Origin of the sequence: Natrarchaeobius halalkaliphilus (assembly GCF_003841485.1) — an archaeon.
In the GTDB taxonomy this organism is placed as follows: Archaea; Halobacteriota; Halobacteria; order Halobacteriales; family Natrialbaceae; genus Natrarchaeobius; species Natrarchaeobius halalkaliphilus.
The window spans coordinates 293594-314734 of sequence record NZ_REFY01000002.1; the positions used below are offsets into that span (position 1 = coordinate 293594).

Annotated in this window: 30 protein-coding genes, 1 tRNA gene and 1 pseudogene; 26 read left to right on the forward strand and 6 right to left on the reverse strand. The window is 61.0% G+C overall.

The genetic code is table 11. The features are described 5' to 3' along the window. Positions 1-113 precede the first annotated feature (113 nt). Positions 114-527, forward strand: a complete 414-nt coding sequence (locus EA462_RS04965) for a MarR family transcriptional regulator (protein WP_124177466.1) — start codon at positions 114-116, stop codon at positions 525-527. A gap of 60 nt (positions 528-587) precedes the next feature. Here EA462_RS04965 and EA462_RS17535 read toward each other — a convergent pair. Beyond that, positions 588-707 (reverse strand): annotated as a pseudogene (locus EA462_RS17535) (PadR family transcriptional regulator); the annotation flags it as partial. A gap of 506 nt (positions 708-1213) precedes the next feature. Further along, positions 1214-1284, reverse strand: a tRNA-Gly gene (locus tag EA462_RS04975). Positions 1285-1597: 313 nt separating this feature from the next. Here EA462_RS04975 and EA462_RS04980 point away from each other — a divergent pair. From EA462_RS04980 to secY, 25 genes are read left to right on the forward strand one after another with little or no spacing between them, the layout of a single operon-like run. After that, the gene (locus EA462_RS04980; protein ID WP_124177467.1) at positions 1598-2467 is read left to right on the forward strand and encodes a putative RNA uridine N3 methyltransferase; all 870 of its coding nucleotides are present in this window, start codon (positions 1598-1600) and stop codon (positions 2465-2467) included. A gap of 4 nt (positions 2468-2471) precedes the next feature. Beyond that, a complete protein-coding gene (locus EA462_RS04985; RefSeq protein WP_124177468.1) occupies positions 2472-3494 on the forward strand; it encodes a 50S ribosomal protein L3 in 1023 nt (340 codons plus the stop codon). Between the two features lie 6 nt (positions 3495-3500). After that, positions 3501-4253, forward strand: coding sequence for a 50S ribosomal protein L4 (gene rpl4p / locus EA462_RS04990; protein ID WP_124177469.1), 753 nt, complete (start codon positions 3501-3503; stop codon positions 4251-4253). Then, positions 4250-4504: a 50S ribosomal protein L23 gene (locus EA462_RS04995; RefSeq protein WP_124177470.1), complete on the forward strand. Its 255-nt coding sequence runs from the start codon at positions 4250-4252 to the stop codon at positions 4502-4504. The genes rpl4p and EA462_RS04995 overlap by 4 nt, the downstream gene beginning before the upstream one ends. A 2-nt stretch (positions 4505-4506) precedes the next feature. Beyond that, positions 4507-5226 (forward strand): 50S ribosomal protein L2, encoded by a 720-nt coding sequence (locus EA462_RS05000; RefSeq protein ID WP_124177471.1) that lies wholly within the window; start codon positions 4507-4509, stop codon positions 5224-5226. After that, positions 5223-5648: a 30S ribosomal protein S19 gene (locus EA462_RS05005; RefSeq protein ID WP_124177472.1), complete on the forward strand. Its 426-nt coding sequence runs from the start codon at positions 5223-5225 to the stop codon at positions 5646-5648. Before EA462_RS05000 ends, EA462_RS05005 begins: the two co-directional genes overlap by 4 nt. A gap of 7 nt (positions 5649-5655) precedes the next feature. Continuing rightward, a complete protein-coding gene (locus EA462_RS05010; protein ID WP_124177473.1) occupies positions 5656-6153 on the forward strand; it encodes a 50S ribosomal protein L22 in 498 nt (165 codons plus the stop codon). Next, positions 6153-7103 carry a 30S ribosomal protein S3 gene (locus EA462_RS05015; RefSeq protein ID WP_124177474.1) on the forward strand — a complete coding sequence of 317 codons (951 nt, stop codon included), beginning with the start codon at positions 6153-6155 and terminating at the stop codon, positions 7101-7103. Before EA462_RS05010 ends, EA462_RS05015 begins: the two co-directional genes overlap by 1 nt. Beyond that, complete coding sequence (gene rpmC / locus EA462_RS05020; RefSeq protein ID WP_124177475.1) at positions 7103-7309, forward strand: 50S ribosomal protein L29; 207 nt, start codon at positions 7103-7105, stop codon at positions 7307-7309. Before EA462_RS05015 ends, rpmC begins: the two co-directional genes overlap by 1 nt. A gap of 46 nt (positions 7310-7355) precedes the next feature. Beyond that, positions 7356-7805 carry a ribonuclease P protein component 1 gene (locus tag EA462_RS05025; RefSeq protein ID WP_124177476.1) on the forward strand — a complete coding sequence of 150 codons (450 nt, stop codon included), beginning with the start codon at positions 7356-7358 and terminating at the stop codon, positions 7803-7805. Then, entirely contained in the window at positions 7796-8242 is a 447-nt protein-coding gene (locus EA462_RS05030) for a 30S ribosomal protein S17 (RefSeq protein ID WP_124177477.1), read from the forward strand. Before EA462_RS05025 ends, EA462_RS05030 begins: the two co-directional genes overlap by 10 nt. Continuing rightward, positions 8242-8640, forward strand: a complete 399-nt coding sequence (locus EA462_RS05035; protein ID WP_124177478.1) for a 50S ribosomal protein L14 — start codon at positions 8242-8244, stop codon at positions 8638-8640. The genes EA462_RS05030 and EA462_RS05035 overlap by 1 nt, the downstream gene beginning before the upstream one ends. A 3-nt stretch (positions 8641-8643) precedes the next feature. Beyond that, complete coding sequence (rplX, locus tag EA462_RS05040; RefSeq protein ID WP_124177479.1) at positions 8644-9012, forward strand: 50S ribosomal protein L24; 369 nt, start codon at positions 8644-8646, stop codon at positions 9010-9012. Then, complete coding sequence (locus EA462_RS05045) at positions 9009-9761, forward strand: 30S ribosomal protein S4e (RefSeq protein ID WP_124177480.1); 753 nt, start codon at positions 9009-9011, stop codon at positions 9759-9761. The genes rplX and EA462_RS05045 overlap by 4 nt, the downstream gene beginning before the upstream one ends. Then, positions 9758-10297, forward strand: coding sequence for a 50S ribosomal protein L5 (locus EA462_RS05050; protein ID WP_124177481.1), 540 nt, complete (start codon positions 9758-9760; stop codon positions 10295-10297). Before EA462_RS05045 ends, EA462_RS05050 begins: the two co-directional genes overlap by 4 nt. After that, positions 10290-10472, forward strand: coding sequence for a 30S ribosomal protein S14 (locus EA462_RS05055; protein WP_124177482.1), 183 nt, complete (start codon positions 10290-10292; stop codon positions 10470-10472). The genes EA462_RS05050 and EA462_RS05055 overlap by 8 nt, the downstream gene beginning before the upstream one ends. A 1-nt stretch (position 10473) precedes the next feature. Next, positions 10474-10866, forward strand: a complete 393-nt coding sequence (locus tag EA462_RS05060; RefSeq protein ID WP_124177483.1) for a 30S ribosomal protein S8 — start codon at positions 10474-10476, stop codon at positions 10864-10866. Between the two features lie 2 nt (positions 10867-10868). Then, positions 10869-11402 carry a 50S ribosomal protein L6 gene (locus EA462_RS05065; RefSeq protein ID WP_124177484.1) on the forward strand — a complete coding sequence of 178 codons (534 nt, stop codon included), beginning with the start codon at positions 10869-10871 and terminating at the stop codon, positions 11400-11402. A gap of 3 nt (positions 11403-11405) precedes the next feature. Then, positions 11406-12170 (forward strand): 50S ribosomal protein L32e, encoded by a 765-nt coding sequence (locus EA462_RS05070; RefSeq protein ID WP_124177485.1) that lies wholly within the window; start codon positions 11406-11408, stop codon positions 12168-12170. Beyond that, positions 12163-12612, forward strand: a complete 450-nt coding sequence (locus EA462_RS05075) for a 50S ribosomal protein L19e (protein WP_124177486.1) — start codon at positions 12163-12165, stop codon at positions 12610-12612. Before EA462_RS05070 ends, EA462_RS05075 begins: the two co-directional genes overlap by 8 nt. Beyond that, positions 12612-13160: a 50S ribosomal protein L18 gene (locus EA462_RS05080; RefSeq protein ID WP_124177487.1), complete on the forward strand. Its 549-nt coding sequence runs from the start codon at positions 12612-12614 to the stop codon at positions 13158-13160. The genes EA462_RS05075 and EA462_RS05080 overlap by 1 nt, the downstream gene beginning before the upstream one ends. Then, positions 13157-13819 (forward strand): 30S ribosomal protein S5, encoded by a 663-nt coding sequence (locus EA462_RS05085; protein WP_124177488.1) that lies wholly within the window; start codon positions 13157-13159, stop codon positions 13817-13819. The genes EA462_RS05080 and EA462_RS05085 overlap by 4 nt, the downstream gene beginning before the upstream one ends. Further along, entirely contained in the window at positions 13816-14283 is a 468-nt protein-coding gene (locus tag EA462_RS05090) for a 50S ribosomal protein L30 (protein WP_124177489.1), read from the forward strand. Before EA462_RS05085 ends, EA462_RS05090 begins: the two co-directional genes overlap by 4 nt. A gap of 2 nt (positions 14284-14285) precedes the next feature. Beyond that, on the forward strand, positions 14286-14777 hold the full coding sequence (locus EA462_RS05095; protein ID WP_124177490.1) for an uL15m family ribosomal protein: 492 nt from the start codon (positions 14286-14288) through the stop codon (positions 14775-14777). A 3-nt stretch (positions 14778-14780) separates the two neighbouring features. Continuing rightward, a complete protein-coding gene (gene secY / locus EA462_RS05100; protein WP_124177491.1) occupies positions 14781-16244 on the forward strand; it encodes a preprotein translocase subunit SecY in 1464 nt (487 codons plus the stop codon). Positions 16245-16578: 334 nt separating this feature from the next. Here secY and EA462_RS05105 read toward each other — a convergent pair whose 3' ends face one another. The 4 genes from EA462_RS05105 to coxB all read right to left on the reverse strand — a co-directional run bounded on the left by EA462_RS05105 (position 16579) and on the right by coxB (position 20963). Beyond that, positions 16579-16836, reverse strand: a complete 258-nt coding sequence (locus EA462_RS05105; protein WP_124177492.1) for a cytochrome C oxidase subunit IV family protein — start codon at positions 16834-16836, stop codon at positions 16579-16581. 427 nt (positions 16837-17263) lie between these two features. Continuing rightward, a complete protein-coding gene (locus EA462_RS05110; RefSeq protein WP_124177493.1) occupies positions 17264-17455 on the reverse strand; it encodes a hypothetical protein in 192 nt (63 codons plus the stop codon). Positions 17456-17484: 29 nt separating this feature from the next. Beyond that, a complete protein-coding gene (locus EA462_RS05115) occupies positions 17485-19959 on the reverse strand; it encodes a cbb3-type cytochrome c oxidase subunit I (protein ID WP_124177494.1) in 2475 nt (824 codons plus the stop codon). Then, positions 19956-20963 carry a cytochrome c oxidase subunit II gene (gene coxB, locus EA462_RS05120; RefSeq protein WP_124177495.1) on the reverse strand — a complete coding sequence of 336 codons (1008 nt, stop codon included), beginning with the start codon at positions 20961-20963 and terminating at the stop codon, positions 19956-19958. The genes EA462_RS05115 and coxB overlap by 4 nt, the downstream gene beginning before the upstream one ends. Between the last annotated feature and the right edge of the window lie 178 nt (positions 20964-21141).

Here is a 21141-nt window from a genome sequence, read left to right on the forward strand (position 1 = left end):
TGACGTGAAATATGATTTATGGAGTAATTTACCGAGTTGACCATAGCCTGGTTTACCCTTCGGTAATTTACCCGAGGGTAAACTACTTATCACCGGGACGTATACCCTTCCATATGAGCACTAATCTGGAGGCTGCTAAAGGGACCAAACCTCGCGAACTGATCCACTTCGTCACCCAACAGACACGGTTCGCGCTCATCAACAACATCCTCCAGCACCCCGAGCAACTCCCCTCGATGTACGAACTAGAGGAACTCAACCCCAGCGTGAGCGATGCCACTGTCTACAAGCATATCCAGAAGCTCATCGATGCTGGCATCGTGAATGAAGTCGCGCTAGACGACGATCAGCGCCGGCAGGGCTACCCCTGGAAGTTCTACGGTCTTACAGAGGAGGGACGAGACTTCCTCGAGGAGCACAACCTGCTCGCCGCCGAGGAGACCCTCCAGCAAATCTACGAAACAATCTCCGACAAATCCGAAAAGATGGTCAAATACGAGAACGCACCACGTCCCGACGAGTCGTAGTTGGTCACACTCTCCGCCCGCAGAAGAGAAACACGGTTATCCACGACAGATCGAAGCGCGTTATTCGCTCTCGAGGAGTTCGCCGACGTATTGATCTTCCTGTCCCTTCTCGACGAGACCTTTGTCGACGATGGTATCGAGGTTTGGGTACAACCGTCCGTGGTGGATATCCTTTTCGTAAGCACGATCCGGTCAATCTTGTAGTTACTGTTCAGAAGAGTGTTCTCAGAATACCCCAGTAATCGGTCAGGACATCCCTTCGAAGTAAAGCCATTCGAGTAGATCCCTCTTCCACGTTTGGTGGTTTTTCTGGTATTTCTGATTATGCGCGCGCGTGTTGACCGATGCCTCTGTGGTTTCTTGGGCAGGGAGAAGAAAATCAGAGTTAACTTCTCGCGCTTCCCGCTTGAACGTCATTTACTGGCCTCCAGGCTACTTTTTGCACCCGCCTGTCAGTCGAAACGGTGTAATCGAATCGATGGAATCATAGCCGTCTTCTTTCTTTGCTGAAGACGACAGAAAATGCAGAGTTCGGATCGGAGAGCCGGTGATGCGCTGGCTGGGATTTGAACAACGCGAAGACGGTCCTGCTCGCTCACGCTCACTTCGTTCGCTCGCGGGTGCGACTTCTCTCGTTCAAATCCAAGTTCGATTCCTCTCGCTCACGGAGTTGTTCGCGAAAGAAATGCGCTGGCTGGGATTTGAACCCAGGTTGTGACCATGGCAAGGTCACGTGATACCACTACACTACCAGCGCCCCGTTGCACTCTTATCTACTCCCGGAGGGATGTATAAGGGTTGCGAATCGGGTCACCATCGACAGAGGGACACACGAAAGCCGCTCGAACGACAGTCGACGCCGAGTGCGTTTCCTCGAGTCAGTTCGTGGAAAAACCGGTGAGTCGATGTGACGCTCGGGACGACGGTTTGCCAGTCGTGAGTGTGTGCCCGTTCACCACGAATTCGTGGGTGTGAGGGGTTCACAGCCGTGATCGAATCCGCTATCCTTTTAAGACCTTGTCCGCAACACATCGCTACAGTCTAGTGACGCGGCGCCGAAGCGTTTCGGCATGACCGTCAGCGTACTCGTTCCGTCGTCACTGACCCGGGAAGCCGAGGACAAACGCGAGGCAACTCGCAAACTCGGATACGTCGCCCGCGCGGCGACGGTCTTCCGGGCCGATCGCCTGCTCGTCTACCCCGACCGGGGCGGCGAAACAGGTCGATTCGACGGCGGGTTCGTACACACCGTCTTGCGGTACGCCGCAACGCCTCCGTACCTCCGAAACGAGGTCTGGGGGATGCGGGACGAACTGGAGTACGTGGGCGTCTTGCCCCCGCTCCGCGCCGCGTCGCAGACCGGCTCCGAATCGAACGGTTCGGGGTCGACAAGACAAGGGATCGTGACCGAGGTCGGACCTGATCAGCGCGTCCGGGTCAATTGCGGCTTGCAACACCCGATCTCCCTCAACGTGCCTTCCCAAATGAAGGTCGTCGAGGGTGAGCGCGTGACAGTCAGGATCTCTTCGCGACGACCGGTCCGGGCGAAACTCGAGGACAGTCCCCTACCGGGGCTCGTCGTCGAGCGGACGGACCTTTCGACAGCACTCGGCCGTGAGGACGCTGGCGTGTGTATCGCAGCCTCTCGATTCGGTGAGGAGCTCACCGTCGGGAGACTCGAGACGCTGGCCGGACGCATCGAGCGGGACGGGCTGACCGTCGCGTTCGGCGCGCCCGAGAGAGGGCTGCCGGACATCTTCGGAATCGAGGCGTCGACCGTTTCCTCGAGCGACGAGGGGACGACCGACGACGGAGTCGAACCCACAGCCGATCCGGGGTTCGACCTCTGGCTAAACACGGTTCCGGATCAGGGAAGCGAGGTGATTCGAACGGAGGAGGCTCTGTTCGCGTCGCTCGCTCCCCTCTCACTCAGAGAGTGATAGAATGCCACAACCAAACGCACCACGCAAAGGCTCACTCGGGTTCGGCCCACGACAGCGTGCGACCAGCGAGGTCCCGCGCTTCAATTCGTGGCCGGACGACGACGGACAGCCGACGCTCCAGGGCTTCGCGGGCTACAAGGCCGGCATGACCCACGTCGTGATGGTCGACGACAAAGCGAACTCGTCGACCGAGGGGATGGAACAGACCGTCCCCGTAACGATCGTGGAGACGCCGCCGATGCGCGCCGTTGCCCTGCGTGCGTACGAAAACACACCGTACGGTATGAAACCGGTAACCGAGGTCTGGACCGACGAGTTCACGCCCGAACTCGACCGCGTTCTCGACCTTCCCGGCGATGACTACGATACCGACGCCGCCGCGGACGAACTCCGTGGCCTCCTCGAGGAGGGACGCGTCGACGACGTTCGCGTCATCACGCACACGGTTCCCGGCGACATCCCATCGGTGCCCAAGAAGAAACCGGACGTTATGGAGACGCGCGTCGGCGGGGGTTCCGCCGACGAGCGCCTCGAGTACGCCCTCGAGTTACTCGACGAGGACGGCGGCGAGCACGTCATGAACGACGTCTTCCGCGCCGGCGAGTACGTCGACGCAAGCGGCGTCACGAAAGGGAAAGGAACCCAGGGTCCCGTCAAGCGATGGGGGGTCCAGAAACGCAAGGGCAAGCACGCCCGGCAGGGCTGGCGTCGCCGTATCGGCAACCTCGGCCCCTGGAACCCGTCTCGTGTTCGTTCGACGGTTCCCCAGCAGGGACAGACCGGCTACCACCAGCGGACGGAACTGAACAAGCGCCTCGTCGACATCGGCGACGGCGCGGACGCGACGGTCGACGGCGGCTTCGTCAACTACGGCGAAGTCGACGGACCGCACGCGTTGATCAAGGGTTCGCTTCCCGGGCCACAGAGGCGTCTCGTGCGCTTCCGCCCGGCGATCCGACCCGGAGACCAGCCGCGCCTCGATCCCGAGGTTCGGTACGTCTCCACCGCATCCAACCAGGGCTGATAGACTATGGAAGCAACAGTACGAGACCTGGACGGCGGCGACGCGGGCTCGGTTACACTCCCGGCGGTCTTCGAGACCCAGTACCGCCCGGATCTGATCGCTCGCGCCGTTCGTGTCGCCCAGGCGAACCGAACACAGGACTACGGCGCCGACGAGTTCGCCGGCAAGCGGACGCCGGCCGAATCGCTCGGGAGCGGTCGCGGGATGGCTCACGTTCCACGACAGGACGGACGCGCTCGGCGCGTCCCACAGGCTGTCAAAGGACGAAAGGCACACCCGCCGAAAGCCGAAAAGGACTGGACCGAATCGATCAACACGAAAGAACGAAAACTGGCCATCCGCAGCGCGATCGCTGCGACGGCCGACGCAGAAGTCGTCGCCGAACGCGGCCACGAGTTCGACGACGACGCCGAGATTCCGGTCGTCGTCGCAGACGAGTTCGAAGACCTCACGAAGACGAACGAGGTCGTCTCCTTCCTCGAGGCAGCCGGTCTCGAGGCGGATATCGAACGCGCTGACGAGGGTCGAAGCGTCCGATCCGGACAGGGGAAAGCCCGTGGCCGGAAGTACAAGACGCCGACGTCGATCCTCTTCGTGACCGCGAGCGAGACCGGGCCGTCCCGTGCGGCGCGAAACCTCGCCGGGGCGGACGTCGCGACCGCGGCGGAGGTCAACGCGGAAGACCTCGCACCCGGAACGCAGCCGGGTCGACTCACCGTCTGGACCGAGAGCGCACTCGAGGAGGTGGCCGACCGATGAGTTCGATCATCGAACACCCGCTCGTGACGGAGAAGGCGATGAACGACATGGACTTCGAGAACAAGCTCCAGTTCGTCGTCAATCCGGATGCGACCAAACCCGAGATCCGGGACGTGGTCGAATCTCGATTCGACGTTGGAGTCGATTCCATCAACACGCAGCTAACGATGAAGGGCAAAAAGAAAGCAATCGTCAAACTCTCCGAGGACGACGACGCTCAGGAAGTCGCCTCGCGAATCGGGGTGTTCTGACGATGGGACGACGAATCTTCGGACAACGACGTGGCCGCGGGACGCCGACGTTCCGTGCCCCGTCACACCGGTACAAGGCGAAGCTCGAACACAAGAAAGAAGAAAGCGACGTCGTTCGCGGGACGGTCGTGGACATCGAACACGATCCAGCTCGCTCGGCCCCGATCGCTGCCGTCGAATTCGACGACGGCGATCAGCGTCTTATCCTCGCTCCGGAGGGCATCTCCGTCGGAGAGGAGCTACAGGTCGGAGTCTCAGCCGAGATTAAACCCGGCAACACGCTCCCGCTCGCGGAGATTCCCGAAGGAGTTCCGGTCTGTAACGTCGAGGCGAACCCCGGCGACGGCGGCCGATTCGCCCGTGCATCGGGAACGAACGCTGACCTGATCACCCACGACCGCAACGCGGCGGTCGTCCAGTTGCCAAGCGGTGAGGTCAAGCGCCTCGATCCGCAGTGTCGTGCCACCATCGGCGTCGTCGCCGGCGGTGGCCGCACGGAGAAACCGATGGTCAAAGCAGGAAACAAGTATCACAAGATGAGAGCACGGGGCACGAAATGGCCTCGCGTCCGTGGTGTCGCGATGAACGCCGTCGACCACCCTTTCGGTGGCGGTGGCCGACAGCACCCCGGCAAACCGAAGTCCGTCTCGCGGGATGCCCCGCCGGGACGGAAGGTCGGTGACATCTCCTCGCGCCGAACCGGCCGAGGTGGAAACAAATGAGTCAGGAGTACCGAACCGGCCGTGAGGGTGATGAGTTCACCTACCGCGGCCACACGCTCGAGGAGCTGCAGGATCTGGAGCTCGAGGACGTCGCGGAACTGCTGCCCGCACGAAAGCGGCGAAGTATCGAACGCGGTCTCTCCGTCGAGAAGCAGAAGCTTCTCGAGAAGGGCCGCGAGAAAGGCGAAGAAGAGACGGCGAACGCGCCGATCCGAACCCACCTGCGGGATATGCCGATCCTGCCGGAGTTCGTCGGACTGACCTTCGAAGTGTACAACGGCCAGTCCTTCGAGCGCGTTCGCGTCGAACCCGAGATGATCGGACACTATCTCGGCGAGTTCCAGCTGACCCGCACGTCCGTCGAACACGGACAGGCCGGGATCGGTGCGACTCGATCTTCGAAGTTCGTCCCACTGAAGTGATCCACGCATGGGAATCAACTACTCAGTCGACGCCGATCCGGAGACGACCGCGAGAGCGATGCTCCGGGAGCGTCACATGAGCCACAAGCACAGCAAGGAAATCGCACGCGAACTGAAGGGACGAACCATCGACGACGCGCGGGCGTACCTTCAGGACGTCATCGACGGCGAGCGCTCAGTTCCGTTCCGATCTCACAACAGCGGCGTCGGTCACCGCTCGGATATCGACGGCTGGGACGCCGGCCGCTATCCCGAGAAGGTTTCCAACGAGTTCCTCGAACTACTCGAGAACGTCGAGGCCAACGCGGACCATCAGGGCTTCGACGGCGCATCGATGGAAATCGTTCACGTCGCCGCCCACAAGGTCGGTGAATCGGTCGGGCGCAAACCCCGCGCGATGGGGCGAGCGTCGGCCTGGAACACGCCCGAAGTCGACGTCGAAATCGTCGTCGGCGAGGAGCCACGCTCCTCGGACGAGGACGGTTCTACGGAGGATAATAACTAATGGCTGACGAACACCAGTTCATCGAAAACGGCCTGCAGCGGTCACAGATCAACGAGTTCTTCAGCGAAGAACTCGGCCGTGCAGGGTACGGTGGCATGGACGTCGCCAAAACGCCGATGGGAACCCAGATCGTTCTCAAGGCCGAAAAGCCCGGGATGGTCATCGGCAAAGGCGGCGAGAACATTCGGAAAGTCACGACCGCACTCGAGGAGAAGTTCAACCTCGAGGATCCACAGATCGACGTTCAGGAAGTCGAGGAACCGGACCTCAACGCACGGATCGTCGCGGATCGACTGGCCAACGCACTCGAGCGTGGCTGGTACTTCCGGAAAGCCGGTCACACGACGATCGACCGGATCATGGAGGCCGGCGCGCTCGGCGCAGAGATCGTCCTCTCGGGGAAAGTCACGGGCGCACGGTCGCGCGTGGAGAAGTTCAACCGAGGCTACATCAAGCACAACGGCGAACCCGCCGAGGAGATCGTCGACGAGGGACAGGGCGTCGCCGTCATGAAACTCGGAACGATCGGCGTCACGGTGAAGATTATCCCGCCGAACGCCGAACTCCCCGACGACTTCCGCATTCTCGAAGATCTCGATCCCGAAGAAGTCGTTCCGGACGCCGTCGAGGCCAACGAGGCCGAGGGTGTCGAGGAACTCCTCGAGGGCGAACCCGAGGAGGCCGAGGCTACCGAGAGCGGTGCCGAAGCGCCTGCCGAGGACGCCGTCGAGCCCGAACCGGCGGTCGACGAAGAAGACATCGAGGAGGTCATCGAGGAAGAGGTCTCGGATGACGACGAAGAAGAGGTCGAGACTCCAGCCGAGTCACCGATCGAAGAGGATCTGGACGAACTCGAGGAGGACGTCGAAGCCGAAGCCGAGGAGCTGATGGCGGAGATGGACGACGACGAGGCCGACTCGGACGAACCCGACGAGGGAGGTGACGCCTGATGGCGATCATCCACGTCGAGGAGATCCGCGACATGACCGCCGCCGAGCGAGAGGAGGAACTCGAGGAGCTCGAAACCGAGCTGCTGAACGCGAAGTCCGTCCTCGCGGCCGGTGGTGCCCCGGAGAACCCGGGTCGAATCGGAGAACTCGGTCGCACGATCGCGCGGATCAAAACGATCCAGCGTGAGGAAGGTGATTTCGAATGAGGTTCGAAATCCGAACGGGCGACCGCGACGACGAATAACGATACCAATGGCACTGACACCCGAGACACTCCCGCGACACGAACTCAACGGACTTCCCGTCCGAGTCGTCGAGAGCGACGACCCCTCGCGGGTTGGCCTCGAGGGGCGCGTCGTCATCGAGACGGCGAACACGCTCTCGATAGAGGTTTGCGTTCCGCCGGAGACGGACCGGTGGCGAGACGATGCCGTCGAGCGCACCGACGGAGAGTCTCGGGTCGTCATGGTGCCCAAATCGGGCTCGGTATTCGAGTTTGCGATCACAGATGACGCCGCCGGAGACGAGAAGTCACCGGGGACTGCGTCCAAACTGGCCGACACTCAACCTGGTGTCCACGAGCTATCGACGACACCAGACGGCGCTGGCGAGGACGCAGCCTACGTTACGGTCGATGGATCGCGGCTGCTCTCACGACCCGCCCGACGAACGGAAACGAATGGTGATTCACCATGGCAATAGGACTAGACGTTGAAACCCCTCCGGAACCGGATAACCCGGAGGAATACGACTACGAGAAGTGTCCGTTTTACGGCGAGCTCCCCGCTCGAGGCCAGATCCTCGAGGGGACCGTCGTTTCCACGGACATGGACAAGACCGTAGTCGTCGAACGAGAGTACGATGTAGCGGTCCCGAAGTACGACCGGTACATGAAACGTCGTTCGCGCATCCCGGCACACGTGCCGGGCGTGCTCGAGCCGCTCTCGCTCGGTGACACGGTCAAGATCGCAGAGACCCGACCACTATCGAAAACCAAATCGCACGTGGTCGTCGAGATAACCGAAGAAGCGACCGCGGCTGACGTCGCAGAGCTGACGCGACCGGGCGAGCCCGAGCGCGAGCTCTCGAGCGAAGACGTCACCGCAGACGCCGACGACGAACCCGAAGGTGATCAGTGATGGAGGCGATGAAAGCCGACGTCACCCAGGGACTCAAGAAAGGGTCGCTGATCACGTGTGCCGACAACACCGGCGCGCGCGAACTGAAAGTCATCAGCGTTTCGGGCTACCACGGCACCAAGAACCGCCAGCCGAAGGCGGGACTCGGTGACAAGGTAACCGTCTCGGTCACGAAAGGGACCCCGGAGATGCGCCGCCAGGTTCTCGAGGCAGTCGTTGTCCGCCAGCGAAAGTCGATTCGTCGGCCGGACGGAACCCGACTCAAATTCGAGGACAACGCGGCAGTCATCATCGACGAGAACGAAGAGCCCCGCGGTACCGAGATCAAGGGACCGATCGCTCGCGAAGTCGCAGAGCGTTTCGGTGCAATCGCATCAACCGCGACGATGATCGTATAGACCATGAGCAAGCAACCACACAAACAGCGAAATCGAACGGAGCGCGCACCGCTTCACAAGCGGGGGACGCAGCTTCACGCGACGCTTTCGGACGATCTTCGCGATGAGTACGACACGCGTCGAACTCGCGTCAACGCGGGCGACACGGTCGAGGTCATGCGCGGCGACCACGCCGGCGAAGAAGGCGAGGTCCTTCGTGCAGTCCTCGAAGACGGCGTCGTTCACGTCGAGGACGTGACGGTCGAAACGGCAGACGGTGAAGAAGTGCCACGACCGCTCGACACCTCGAACGTCCGGATCACGGAACTCGATCTCTCGGACGAGCGACGCGAAGCACGCCTCGAAGGCGACGCGGACGGTGATACCGAATGACGAAACACCAGAAACGACTATCCGTTCCGAAGTCCTGGCCGGTCGAACGAAAGACCGAGGTCTTCACGGTCAAAGCCGGAGCCGGTCCCCACGGCGAGGAGGGTGTCCCCCTCGTCGTCCTCTTGCGGGACGTTCTCGGTTACGTTGACTCGAAAAAGGAAGCACGGTACGCACTCTCAGAGGATTCGATCCTCGTCAACGGAGAGTCGATCAACGACGAGCAGCGTCCGATCGGAATCTTCGACATTCTCGCGTTCCCTGGACGCGAAGAGAGCTACCGGATCTTCCCCGATGAGGGCGGCCGTCTCGCTCTGACGGAGATCGACGAGGAATCCGCTGGCAGCCGCCTCGGCAAGATCGAGGGCAAACAGCAGGTTCCGGGCGGCGACACGCAGCTGTCGCTTCACGACGGTACGAACGTCATCGTCGACGCCGAAAGCGAGTACGTCGCGAACGATTCCATCGTCATCGACAACGAAGACAAGTCGATCGTCGCTCACTTCCCCTACGAGGAAGGTGCACTCGTCACCGCGATCCGGGGCAACCACGGCGGCAAGATCGGTGAGGTCGAAACGATCGACGTCACGCCCGGTAGCGGTCCGAACACCGTCGCCGTCTCGACGGACGACGGCGAGTTCGAGACCATCGAGGAGTACGTCGTCGTCATCGACGAGAACTTCACGAGCGACGACTCGTCGTCGGAAGATGAGAGCGGTGAAACCGCGAGCGACGGAGGTGACGACGAATGAGCGAAGCCGACTCCGGTGAGCTCCACGAAATGCGAGAACCTCGCGTCGAAAAGGTCGTCGTCCACATGGGCGTCGGTCAGGGTGGCCGCGAACTCGGCAAGGCCGAGGACATCATCGAGGAGGTTACCGACCAACAGAGCGTCCGAACCCAGGCGAAACGGACGGAGCCCGACTTCGGCATTCGTCAGGGTGACCCGATCGGAACGAAGGTCACCCTTCGCGGTCAGGATGCCAACGAGTTCCTCGAGACGGCCCTGCCGCTTGCGGAGCTCTCGTCGAAGCAGTTCGACGATACGGGTAACTTCAGCTTCGGAGTCGAAGAGCACACGGCGTTCCCGAGCCAGGAGTACGATCCCGCGATCGGGATCTACGGACTCGACGTCACTGTCAACATGGTTCGGCCGGGCTACCGTATCGCCAAGCGCGACAAGGCGAATCGGTCGATTCCATCGAGTCACCGCCTGACTCCCGAGGACGCCATTTCGTTCCTCGAGGCGAACTTCGACGTATCTGTAGAGGAGACCGACGATGAGTGAAAGCGAACACGAAAACGACCAGACGGGCGAGCACGCCGCAAAGCGCACTGGCCAGTTCGAGCAGTGCCAGCGCTGTGGCCGTAAGCAGGGCCTCGTCGGCAAGTACGACATCAATCTTTGCCGACAGTGCTTCCGCGAGATCGCCCGCGACATGGGATTCAAGAAGTACCGATAATATGACCGGGAACGATCCACTCAGCAACGCGCTCTCGGGGCTCGACAACGCCGAAAGCGTTGGCCATCTGAGCCACGAGGTAACGCCCGCCTCCAACGAAATCGGCAGCGTACTCGAGGTCTTTTACGACCGCGGGTACATCGACGGCTTCGAGTACGTCGACGACGGCAAAGCCGGTCAGTTCGAGGTCGAATTGAAAGGAGCGATCAACGCGTGTGGCCCCGTCAAGCCCCGCTACAGTGCCGGTGCCGAGGACTTCGAGAAGTGGGAGAAGCGATTCCTCCCCGCTCGAGACTTCGGCGCGCTCGTCGTCACGACGAGTAACGGCATCATGAGCCACTACGAGGCTCGTGAGCAGGGGATTGGGGGTCAGGTGATCGCATACGTCTACTAACCATGCGAGTCGAACTGGAAATCCCCGACAACGTAACCGTCGAGACCGACCACCTCGATGTGACCGTCGACGGACCGGAAGGCACCGTTTCACGGCGTCTCTGGTACCCCGACGTGACCGTCGATGTGGAAGACGACACCCTGGTAATCGAAAGCGACACCGACGACGCGAAAACGAACGCGACCGTCGGTACCTTCGAGAGCCACGTCCAGAACGCGTTCCACGGCGTGACCGAGGGCTGGGAGTACGAGATGGAAGTCTTTTACTCTCACTTCCCGATGCAGGTCCGTGCGGAAGGAACCGACGTCGTCATCGAGAACTTCCTCGGCGAGAAGGCACCGCGACGAACGACTATCCACGGTGACACCGACGTCTCCGTCGACGACGAAGTCGTCGTCCTCACCGGTCCGAACAAAGAGGACGTCGGCCAGACGGCGGCAGACATCGAGCAGCTGACGAAAGTCAGCGGCAAGGACACCCGCGTCTTTCAGGACGGGGTTTACATCACCAAAAAGCCAGCCAAAGGAGGTGCCTGATAGATGGCAGACGACGATCCAGAGCCGGACGTGGAGGCGGACGACGTCGACGCGACCGACGACGACGACCAGCAGGAACTCGAGGATATCAGCGGCGTCGGCGCGAGCAAAGCCGACGCGCTGCGCGACGCAGGCTTCGAGTCCATCGAGGACGTCAAGGAAGCCGATCAGGACGAACTGGCGGAGGCCGACGGCATCGGGAACGCACTCGCTGCCCGTATCAAAGCCGACGTCGGTGATCTCGAGGTCACGGCAGATACCGACGCCGAGATCGAAGACGACGCCGACGAGGACGACGAGGTCGCAGTCGAGGACGTGGAGACGGAACTCCAGCCTCGTGGACTGACCGAGAAAACGCCCGAACTCTCTGCGGACGAACAGCGATTGCTCGATCGGCGCAAGGCCGAGGGCAAACCGCAGTTCAACCGTCAGGACTACCACATGAAAAAGCGGACGCCGGAATCGTGGCGTCGGCCACGCGGCGGCCTCTCGAAACAGCGCCGTGGCATCAAAGGCAAAGGACCGAAGGTTCAGGCCGGCTACCGAACGCCCGAATCAGTTCGCGGGAAACATCCGAGCGGATTCGACGAGGTCTACGTGGAGAACACCGACGATCTCGAGGGCGTCGACGGCGACACGGAAGCGGTCCGAATCGCGTCCTCGGTCGGTGCGCGAAAACGCGAACGAATCGAAGAAACCGCCGAAGACAACGGCGTTCGCGTGCTGAATCCGACCTACGAAGAAGTCGAGGTGGATACAGATGACTGATCTCTCCGCACAGAAGCGACTCGCGGCCGACGTCCTCGACGTGGGACAGAACCGCATCTGGTTCGATCCCACCGCACAGGGCGACATCGCTGAGGCGATTACCCGCGACGAGATCCGCGAACTCGTCGACGACGGCCTCATTCAGGCCGACGACGCCCGTGGAAACTCCCGCGGCCGCGCTCGAAAGCGAAACGAAAAGCGTTCGTACGGTCACCAGAAGGGGGCCGGTAAGCGCAAAGGCAAGAAGGGTGCTCGCCAGAACGAAAAAGAGCAGTGGCAGAACAAGATTCGTGCACAGCGACGGACGCTCCGTGAACTCCGAGACAAGGGCGAGCTGACGCCCACCCAGTACCGCGAGCTCTACAAGAAGGCTGGCGGTGGGGAGTTCCGTAGCGTCCAGTATCTGTTGAACTACATCGACGACAACTACGGTGACAACTAATGGCGACAGGACCACGATACAAGGTACCGATGCGTCGTCGCCGTGAGGTCCGGACGGACTACCATCAGAGGTTGCGCCTGCTGAAATCGGGCAAGCCCCGCCTCGTTGCTCGCAAGAGCAACAAGCACACTACGGCGCAGCTGATCACGCCCGGCCCTCAGGGAGACGAAACCCTCGCCAGCGCGTACTCGGGAGACCTCGAAGAGTACGGCTGGGAGGCACCAACGAGTAACATATCCGCGGCCTATCTGACCGGCCTACTGGCCGGAAAACGAGCCGTCGACGCAGGCCTCGAGGAAGCGGTCCTCGACATCGGCCTCAACACTGCAACGCCCGGCAACAAGGTGTTCGCACTACAGGAAGGTGCGATCGACGCGGGCCTCGAGATTCCGCACAACGACAGCGTGCTCGCGGACTGGTCGCGTACTCGCGGTGAACACATCGCTGAGTACGCAGAGCAGCTCGACGAGCCGCTGTACAGCGGAGAGTTCGACGCAGTCGAACTCCCAGAACACTTCGACGAGGTACGAGAGGCGATTCTCGAATGAGCGCAAACGACTACAACGACGACGGCTGGCAGCCGGTCACCCGTCTCGGCCGGAAGGTTCAGGAGGGCGAAATCGATACGATGGAGACTGCCCTCAACTCGGGACTCCCGCTGAAGGAGCCCGAACTCGTCGATCAGCTCCTTCCGGGGCTGGACGACGAAGTGCTGGACATCAACATGGTCCAGCGAATGACCGACTCCGGACGCCGCGTGAAGTTTCGATGTGTCGTCGTGGTGGGTAACCGCGACGGCTACGTCGGCTACGCGGAAGGCCGAGACGATCAGGTCGGCTCCGCCATCCAGAAGGCGATCGGTATCGCGAAGCTAAACATCATTCAGGTTCCACGCGGCTCCGGTTCGTGGGAGGATCGATCCGACCGTCCGCACTCGCTGACCCGCCGAACGAGCGGCAAGGCCGGCTCGGTCGAAGTCGACGTCATCCCGGCTCCGGAAGGACTCGGCCTCGCCGCGAGTGACACCGTCCGCGCCGTCCTCGAGCTTGCAGGGCTCGAGAACGCCTGGACGAAAAGTCACGGCAACACGCGAACGACGGTCAACCTCGCGAAGGCGACGTTCAACGCACTCGAGAACGCCTCGCAGTCGCGACTGCCGCGTTCGGTCGGTGCCGACCGGGAGGACGCCGAGGTGGCTGACCAATGAAGGCCGTCGTCCAGGTCCGTGGCGAAGTCAACCGCCAGGAGGACGTCCAGGACACGCTCGAGATGCTCAACATCCACAGCGTCAACCACTGTGCACTCATTCCCGAAACCGACACGTACCGGGGAATGATCACCAAAGTCAACGATTACGTCGCTCACGGAGTGCCGGAGTCCGCCGTCCTCGAGACGGTCCTCGAAAAGCGTGCAGAGCCGCTCGAAGGCTCACAGTCCGACGTCGACGAGGAGTGGCTCGCGGACAACACCGACTACGACGATTTCGCCGCGCTTGCCGAGGCGCTGCTCGCAGAGGAGACGACCCTTCGCGATGAGGGGCTCTCTCCGACGTTGCGACTTCACCCGCCGCGCGGTGGTCACGACGGCATCAAGAAGCCGACCGCCGAGGGAGGCCAACTCGGAAAGCATACAACAGCGCAGATTAACGACCTGCTAGAATCGATGCGATAACTATGACGAGCAAAAAACGACGCCAGCGCGGATCCCGAACCCACAGCGGTGGTACTCACAAGAATCGACGAGGTGCGGGTCATCGCGGTGGTCGCGGCCGTGCCGGACGAAGCAAACACGAGTTTCACAACTACGAACCGAAGGGCAAACACGGGTTCAAGCGACCACACGACATTCGTGACGAGGTCGCAGAGATCGACGTCCAGAAGCTAGACGAAGACGCGATCCTCTACGTTGCCGACGATCTCGCTGACGAGACCGACGGTGGCTACGAACTCGACGCACGGGACATCGTCGAGGACGGTTACGACGTCGACATCGTCAAGGTCCTCGGCTCCGGTCAGGTCCGCAACCAGCTAACGGTGACGGCTGACGCCTTTTCCGAGACCGCTCGCGAGAAACTCGAGGCGGCAGGCGGTGAGGCTATCGTTTCGGAGCGAGCCCAGGAAGACGACGCCGAAACCGACGACGAACCCGAACAGAACGAGGACTAACAGATGGGATGGAAGGAAGCCGCCGAACCAGTCTTGACGCGGATGCCCGCAGTCCAGCGTCCACAGAAGCACGTTCCGTTCAAGCGGAAACTGGCCTGGACAGCTGGCATTCTCGTGTTGTACTTCTTCCTGACGAACATCGGGTTGCTCGGGATGGAAGCCGGGCAGGGCGACGACCTCTTCGGTGAGTTTCGTGCCGTTCTCGCCGGAGAACACGGTTCGCTGATGCAAGTCGGTATCGGACCGATCGTCACGGCCAGCATCGTCATGCAACTCCTCGGCGGTGCGAACCTGCTCGGTCTCGACACGGACGATCCTCGAGACCAGGTGCTCTATCAGGGACTGCAGAAACTGCTCGTCATCTTGATGACGGCGCTAACTGCGCTCCCGATGGTGTTCGCCGGCGGTTTCCTGCCAGCCCAGCCGACGCTGACGCTCGGCGGGTTCTCGTTCGATCAGACCCAGGTCCAGGCGCTGATGTTCCTCCAGATATTCATCGGCGGCGTCCTGATCCTCTATATGGACGAAGTCGTCAGTAAGTGGGGAGTCGGGAGCGGGATCGGGCTGTTCATCATCGCCGGTGTCAGCCAGCGTCTCGTCACCGGGTTTATTCAACCCACCGAAGGCGGATTCTTCTACGACTGGTATCTGATCCTTACCGGCCAGGTGAATATCGGATCGATCGTCGCCGGTGACGGTCTCTACACGTTGTTACTTCAGGAGGGGCACATCATCGCCCTGTTCACGACGCTGTTGATCTTCGGGATCGTCGTCTATGCCGAATCCGTTCGGGTAGAGATTCCACTCAGTCACTCACGCGTCAAAGGCGCTCGCGGTCGCTTCCCCGTGAAGCTCATCTACGCGAGCGTCCTGCCGATGATCCTCGTTCGCGCGCTGCAGGCGAACATTCAGTTCATCGGACAGATCATGGAGCGACAGTGGGCAGATATGCCGGCCTGGCTCGGACAGTACGGTCCGCAGGGTCAGCCGGTCAGTGGGTTCTTCTACTACACCGCACCGATCTACTCGCCCGAAGACTGGATGTGGTGGACCGGTGAAGTCGCCCAGGACGCCTGGATGGTGATGATCCGCGTCTCCGTCGACCTGACGTTCATGGTCATCGGTGGTGCGATCTTCGCGATTTTCTGGGTCGAGACGACGAACATGGGTCCAGAGGCGACCGCCCAGCAGATCCAGAACTCCGGGATGCAGATCCCCGGTTTCCGACAGAACACGGGCGTCATCGAGAAGGTCATGGAGCGATACATTCCACAGGTGACCGTTATCGGTGGTGCGCTCGTCGGGCTGCTCGCCGTCTGGGCGAACATGCTCGGCACCATCGGGGCCGTCACCGGGACCGGCCTGCTGCTGGCCGTTTCCATCACCTACAAGCTCTACGAGGAGATCGCAGAAGAGCAGATGATGGAGATGCACCCGATGATGCGCCAGATGTTCGGCAAGGAGTAACGAATAGCTCCACTTCTTTCTGTTCGTAAACATCCCTGATCATCGGCTTCGTCTCGAGCAGCTACGTTCGTGATGTCGCTGTGATCGTCCGCTGGTTCCTCGAGACGACGTACGGTCTCGCCTGACGGTATCGCTCGTCGGTGGTTTGGCTATCGCAGTCGTTGTACGTCACTGCACGCTCGTTTGCGAACTGCCGGCTACACGCTCGGTACTGGCCGCTCGAGTTCGAGTGGATCGGGATTTCGACGGTCACGTTCGCTCACTCGAGTGACGCTAAAGGCTGTGTGACTGACTCAGTGACGACCCGAACTGAAAGTATGAAAACGGCGGTCGACTACTGGATGGAGTAGCCGGCTGCGACGGTGAGCAGGAACACCATAAACACGGCCATCCCCATCATGTAGGTGATCGATCGGGGTTCCTCGATGAGGTGCTGGTAGTAGCCGGCGATGAGGAGGATTTTAGCAACGGCGAGAACGATCGTTGCCGCCAGTGCGATCTCGTACGTGAAGAACTCGAAGAAGGCGAACTTACCCGTACCGAGTGCCAGCAGTACGACGTAAATTAGCGCGTACGTTCGAACGTCAGCCATTGATCTCCATTCTGAGCGACGACCACTTATACCTTCCTCAATGCGGCTGATGCAGGGGTGATTCGGTCGTGTCGGCAACGGGTTTCTTCCGATCGTAACTCGGGTACTCCCATCGCGTCCGGGATGGCCGCGGGTGACGGAATTGCGGGTCGCCGTTTTCGACACGGGCATCGACGACGATCATCCTGATATCGAACTGTACTCAGAGAACCCGTCGGATCCCACCTATCCCGGTGGATGAACCGAGTTCACCGAGACCGGCGAGCGACTCGAGAGCGCCTGGCATCCCGAAGACGGACCGGACCAGAATCGGTACGAACACGGTATTATCGACGCAGAAACCGCGGCTGAGGAACTCGTCGAGAGCTACGAGGAGTCCGAACCACTCACCGAAGCGAATTCCGACGACGCCGGAGCCAGTCCGGTCTCAAGCGTCGAAGCCAGCGAGCGGGACGAGGAGCCGTCCTGGTGGCTCGATGCCGATCCACTCGTCGTGGCCGTCTATCTGGGTCTGTTCGCCGTCGCCGGTGGAATCGCTGCCATCGCGATTCGAAACTGACTCCCAGGCTTTCGAACCGGATCGATCACTCTCCTCGAGTCGGCTCGTATTCGGTAGCAAAAGTCGACGAAAAGCGTCGGAGATCGACGCTACATCAGGTAGAACAGCGGGAAGAGAATGACCCAGACGATATCGACGAAGTGCCAGTAGAGTCCGAAGAACTCGACCGGCCGGTGATCCTCGAGATACGCGTCGACGCTTACGATCCGGTAGATCATGAAGATAGCGATGAGCACGCCGAGGATGACGTGAAGCGCGTGCAGGCCCGTGGTCACGAAGTAGATCGAGTGCTCGATGCTGGTCCACCAATATTCACCGATCGCGAACTTGTAGTTGTACTCGTAGGCCTTGACGACCATGAAGGTGAGGGCAAGCGCAAGCGTCGCGCCCATCGCACCGAGCAGCCCCTTCTTGTTCTTGCGTTCAGCGAAGACGAGCGCCATGATGACCGTGAAACTCGAGGTCAACAGGACGTACGTGTTGAGTAGCCCGGGCCAGGAGGCGAACGGAACGGTCGTCCAGTCGGACCAACCAGTGTGCAGACGCATGAAGACGAACGCACCGATCGCAGCACCGAAGACGACGACGTCGGATGCGAGGAACACCCAGACGCCCATTTTGGTGTTTCCGACGCCGCCGAACGGCCACCGTTCGGCAACTGCCATCTCCGGGACGGTGAACTGCTCGAGACCGAACTTGAAGAGGGTGTATCCGAGCAGGACGATGCCGAGTGCGACCAGACCCAGATACAAGGCGTTCGGCTCGGCACTGGTCCCGACGACGGAGTGACCGCGATTTTCAGCGAATTCGACGAGGTACGGTGTGATTCCCGTCAGTCCGAGGAAAAACACGAAGGTCCCGATACCGATTCCGAGAGGCCAGATACTGGCGTGATCTGGGTGTTCTTCTTCGTGGCCAGCGACCGTTTCGGAGGCGGTTCCCTCACCGTGGGCAACGCCGCCGTCCGTCGCCGCCGCCGAATCCTCGACGAACTCGAGGTGACCGCTCGCGTAGCTCGGTCGACCGCCCCAGTTCTCGAGCGGCGGTGGGGACGGAACCGCCCACTCCGCTGTTCGGGAGAACTCCCACGGATTGTCCGGGGCCTTCGGCCCGTAGAGGAAGCTGTAGATGAACGTCGCGAACATGATGACGAACGACGCGGCGAAGACGAACGCACCGACCGTCGAGAGCTGGTGATAGAACTGGGCGTCTCCGGTGTAGTGGAAGACACGTCGTGGCGTCTCCCAGGCGATAAACTGCGGGAAGTACAGGAGATTGAATCCGATGAAGTAGACGGCGAAGTTAAGCTTGCCGAGCGTCTCCGAGTACATCTTCCCGGTGATCTTCGGCCACCAGTAGTAGAGGCCGGCGATCAACGCGGTGACGCCCGAGACCATGACGTAGTGGAAGTGGGCGACGACCCAGTACGTGCCACGGAACTCGTAGTCGAGGACGACGGCTCCGAGGAACACCCCGGTGATCCCGCCCAGGATGAACAGCACGAGCGCACCGAGTGAGAACAGGAACGGCGTGGTGAACCGAACCCGTCCCTTGACCATCGTGTAGATGAGCGCGAAGACCATCAGGTCGAACGGCAGCGAGATTCCGATCGTCGTCGCCATCATCAGCGTCTTGATCTCGAGGTTGATCGTCGTCAGGAACATGTGGTGCATCCAGACGAGGAACGACTGGACGGCCACGAGTACCATCGCGATGATAACCCACTTTCGGCCGACGAGACGCCGACCACAGAAGGTCTGGAACGTCTCGAACATGATCCCCAGTGCGGGGAAGAAGACGATGTACACCTCCGGATGGCCGAAGAACCAGAACAGGTGCGCCCACAACAGACTCGAGCCCTGTTCGGCCGCGAAGTACTGCGTCAAGAACAGTCGATCGGTCGCCAGCAACAACAGCGCTGCGAGGAGCGCTGCGAACGCGAACAGCATCATCCAGACGGTGAGCAGCCACGACCAGGTGAACATCGGCATGTTCCAGAGGCCGAGCCCTTCGGCACGCGACCGATGGATCGTGACGAGGAAGTTCACCGTTCCGATGGTGATCGAGATGACGAACAACATCAATCCGAGAATCGTCGCGTTCCCACCGGTAGTCGCCTCCATCGCGGGCGTGTACGTCGGCACGTTCAGTGGCGCGTACATCGTCCATCCGCCAGCGTAGGCACCGCCCTGGAAGAACGAGAGTACGATGAGAATTCCCGAGAACAGATAGAACCAGTAACTCAGCGCGTTCATCCGTGGGAACGCGAGGTCTTTGGCACCGATCTGGAGCGGTACGAAGTAGTTCGCAAAGCCGGCTGCGAACGGTGACAGGAACCAAAAGACCATCAACAGTCCGTGAGCAGTGACGGCCTGGTTGAACTCACCTGCGCTCAACAGACCGGTTCCGCCGGGTACCCACAGCTGTGCACGGAACGCGAGCGCCATTACCCCACCCAACAGGAGGAAAAACAGCGCCGTTCCGAGATAGAGGATCCCGACGTCCTTGTGATTCGTCGTGACGAGCCACCGCTTGACCGACGTCATCGGGGGAAGGTCACTCATTCGTCATCGCCTCCGCTTCCGTCGTCGGTGGTATCCGAGTCCTCGTCATTATCCTCGTCGTCCGCATCCGGATCCTCGAGCGTGTAGGTCTCGTCCGTCGGGCCGGTGAAGTCGATCGTGTCTTCGATCTCTTCGAACTCGCCGTCGGTCGGAGTTATCACCACGTCGTAACTGCCACCCTGATCGAAGTCGGTGATCTCGACCGTTCCGTCCTCGAAGTCGTCCGGACCGAGCGCGGCAGAGAGATCCTGCTCGAACTCGTCGTTCTCCTGGTGCTCGATCAAGAGTTCGAAGCCGTCGGTGACGGGTTCGGGCTCCTCTTGGTCGTCCTCGAGAGCGATCGTCAACGTTAGCTGGTCGTCCAACCACTGGTCGAAGTCGTCCTCGGCCATGACGGTGACGTCGGAAGTCATGCCGGAGTGGCCGGCTCCACAGAGTTCGAAGCACTCGAGGAGGTAATCGCCGGGCTCATCGGCCATGAACCAGGTCTGTTCGGTCTCTCCGGGGATCGCGTCAGCTTTGACCCGTAGATCGGAGATCCCGAACGTATGCCAGACATCGGTCGATGTCACCTCGATCCAGATCGGCGTATCCGCCGGAATCACCATGCCCTCATCGAATGAAGTCGTTTCGACGCCGTTCTCGTATTCGAATCCCCAGTCGAACGCCCAGGCTTCGACGTCTACTTCGATGGCGTCTTCCGTCGGATTGTCGTCTGGGCCGTCCTCGACGTACAGCAACATCCCGTAGGTCCAGACGACCAGCGAGATGACGATGATCGCGCTCAGTCCGAAGGATACGAACAGTTTCTTTCCGCCCTTTCCACCAGTCGGTAGCTCCCCGAGCGTTGGCAGATCGTCGTCGTCGCTCGGCTCGCCGCTATCACGATATTTGTACGCGTTGTACAGCGTGTATGCGACGACGACGACGCCTACGAGCGTACCGAGTGCGAGGAAGACCAGGAAGATGTCCTCGAACACGTCCACGCGCGTCTGCACTTGCATCGGGATCGTAAGTGCGCTGAAGATTGTATTCACCTCTATTGAAGACCGCTTATATGACGGACGATGGTTGCCGGGGGCACTTATCTATTTGGAAACGGGCCGACGGCCCCGACGTCATTGACCGTACTTGTGCGGGTCGGTCGTCCATCATCGAACGATCTGTCAGACCGATACAATA

Bases quoted from the DNA above. Each gene is read 5' to 3' on its own strand.
- rplX (WP_124177479.1), top strand. From the start codon at position 8,644: ATGAGCAAGCAACCACACAAACAGCGAAATCGAACGGAGCGCGCACCG.
- EA462_RS05035 (WP_124177478.1), top strand. From the start codon at position 8,242: ATGGAGGCGATGAAAGCCGACGTCACCCAGGGACTCAAGAAAGGGTCG.
- EA462_RS05045 (WP_124177480.1), top strand. From the start codon at position 9,009: ATGACGAAACACCAGAAACGACTATCCGTTCCGAAGTCCTGGCCGGTC.
- EA462_RS05015 (WP_124177474.1), top strand. From the start codon at position 6,153: ATGGCTGACGAACACCAGTTCATCGAAAACGGCCTGCAGCGGTCACAG.
- EA462_RS04985 (WP_124177468.1), top strand. From the start codon at position 2,472: ATGCCACAACCAAACGCACCACGCAAAGGCTCACTCGGGTTCGGCCCA.
- rpmC (WP_124177475.1), top strand. From the start codon at position 7,103: ATGGCGATCATCCACGTCGAGGAGATCCGCGACATGACCGCCGCCGAG.
- coxB (WP_124177495.1), bottom strand. From the start codon at position 20,963: ATGCAAGTGCAGACGCGCGTGGACGTGTTCGAGGACATCTTCCTGGTC.
- EA462_RS05095 (WP_124177490.1), top strand. From the start codon at position 14,286: ATGACGAGCAAAAAACGACGCCAGCGCGGATCCCGAACCCACAGCGGT.
- EA462_RS05075 (WP_124177486.1), top strand. From the start codon at position 12,163: ATGACTGATCTCTCCGCACAGAAGCGACTCGCGGCCGACGTCCTCGAC.
- EA462_RS05070 (WP_124177485.1), top strand. From the start codon at position 11,406: ATGGCAGACGACGATCCAGAGCCGGACGTGGAGGCGGACGACGTCGAC.
- secY (WP_124177491.1), top strand. From the start codon at position 14,781: ATGGGATGGAAGGAAGCCGCCGAACCAGTCTTGACGCGGATGCCCGCA.
- EA462_RS05065 (WP_124177484.1), top strand. From the start codon at position 10,869: ATGCGAGTCGAACTGGAAATCCCCGACAACGTAACCGTCGAGACCGAC.
- EA462_RS05000 (WP_124177471.1), top strand. From the start codon at position 4,507: ATGGGACGACGAATCTTCGGACAACGACGTGGCCGCGGGACGCCGACG.
- EA462_RS05090 (WP_124177489.1), top strand. From the start codon at position 13,816: ATGAAGGCCGTCGTCCAGGTCCGTGGCGAAGTCAACCGCCAGGAGGAC.
- EA462_RS05080 (WP_124177487.1), top strand. From the start codon at position 12,612: ATGGCGACAGGACCACGATACAAGGTACCGATGCGTCGTCGCCGTGAG.
- EA462_RS04980 (WP_124177467.1), top strand. From the start codon at position 1,598: ATGACCGTCAGCGTACTCGTTCCGTCGTCACTGACCCGGGAAGCCGAG.
- EA462_RS05030 (WP_124177477.1), top strand. From the start codon at position 7,796: ATGGCAATAGGACTAGACGTTGAAACCCCTCCGGAACCGGATAACCCG.
- EA462_RS05005 (WP_124177472.1), top strand. From the start codon at position 5,223: ATGAGTCAGGAGTACCGAACCGGCCGTGAGGGTGATGAGTTCACCTAC.
- EA462_RS05115 (WP_124177494.1), bottom strand. From the start codon at position 19,959: ATGAGTGACCTTCCCCCGATGACGTCGGTCAAGCGGTGGCTCGTCACG.
- EA462_RS05050 (WP_124177481.1), top strand. From the start codon at position 9,758: ATGAGCGAAGCCGACTCCGGTGAGCTCCACGAAATGCGAGAACCTCGC.
- EA462_RS05105 (WP_124177492.1), bottom strand. From the start codon at position 16,836: ATGGCTGACGTTCGAACGTACGCGCTAATTTACGTCGTACTGCTGGCA.
- EA462_RS05085 (WP_124177488.1), top strand. From the start codon at position 13,157: ATGAGCGCAAACGACTACAACGACGACGGCTGGCAGCCGGTCACCCGT.
- EA462_RS05055 (WP_124177482.1), top strand. From the start codon at position 10,290: ATGAGTGAAAGCGAACACGAAAACGACCAGACGGGCGAGCACGCCGCA.
- EA462_RS04995 (WP_124177470.1), top strand. From the start codon at position 4,250: ATGAGTTCGATCATCGAACACCCGCTCGTGACGGAGAAGGCGATGAAC.
- EA462_RS04965 (WP_124177466.1), top strand. From the start codon at position 114: ATGAGCACTAATCTGGAGGCTGCTAAAGGGACCAAACCTCGCGAACTG.
- rpl4p (WP_124177469.1), top strand. From the start codon at position 3,501: ATGGAAGCAACAGTACGAGACCTGGACGGCGGCGACGCGGGCTCGGTT.
- EA462_RS05010 (WP_124177473.1), top strand. From the start codon at position 5,656: ATGGGAATCAACTACTCAGTCGACGCCGATCCGGAGACGACCGCGAGA.
- EA462_RS05025 (WP_124177476.1), top strand. From the start codon at position 7,356: ATGGCACTGACACCCGAGACACTCCCGCGACACGAACTCAACGGACTT.
- EA462_RS05060 (WP_124177483.1), top strand. From the start codon at position 10,474: ATGACCGGGAACGATCCACTCAGCAACGCGCTCTCGGGGCTCGACAAC.